Annotated in this window: 1 protein-coding gene; it reads right to left on the bottom strand. The window is 34.6% G+C overall.

Translation table 11 applies throughout. The features are described from left to right. The coding region (locus B2U95_RS04780; RefSeq protein WP_296313364.1) for a serine hydrolase domain-containing protein at positions 1 to 762 on the bottom strand (762 nt) is incomplete at both ends.

Raw genomic sequence — 762 nt, 5'->3', positions numbered from 1 at the left:
ATTGGCCGAATTTCCCATTCTAATAATGACTAATTTTTTACTAGGTACAACGTATATTTTTTGATCATTTTTTCCTAATGCAGCATACATATCTGATGGAGCATTTGAAATTAAAGGACCATTGAATTCTATTTGAGATTGTGGTAATTTGTAAGTCGATTTTCCATTAAGCCACCACATATATCCATAAGATTTATTTAAGTTTTGCGATGTGTTTATGGCATCCTCTAAATAAGTTTCAGGAATGATTTGCTCGTTTTCCCATTTTCCATCTGAGTAAGTTAATAAGCCGAATCTTGCCATGCTGCGAGCAGTGCTCCAATAGACGTTAAAATCTCCAGTCTGAATCCAAGCTCCAGTCATACCAATTCTATCTTTTAATTTTGAATTAAAATAATTAGACCAAGTTTGGTTGCTCGCTTCAGCAATAACATCTTGAAGTTTTACATATACATTATGATAAGCCCAACGGTCACCAGCATTTGCTAGATATTGCAAATTAGAAACCGATATATCATCACCTAATCCATCATCTAAGCCAGAATTCATTGATAACAATTTTTTGCAAGTAATTAGGTTTTCTTTGTCCAAAGGTGAACTCGTCCAACCCGTTCCAATATAATCTGATACTTTATCATTTATAGTTAATAAGCCTTCTTCTTGAGCAATTCCAGTGATAGCAGTCGTTAATGTTTTTCCAGCGCTTGCCCAATACCATGGAGACGTGCTTGTATGTCCTTCAAAATAAGCTTCGACAACAAT

This window comes from Winogradskyella sp. UBA3174 (assembly GCF_002364335.1).
Lineage (GTDB): Bacteria > Bacteroidota > Bacteroidia > Flavobacteriales > Flavobacteriaceae > Winogradskyella.
The sequence above is the reverse complement of the archived record's forward strand: the minus strand, read 5'-3'. Positions and strand labels throughout refer to the sequence as shown.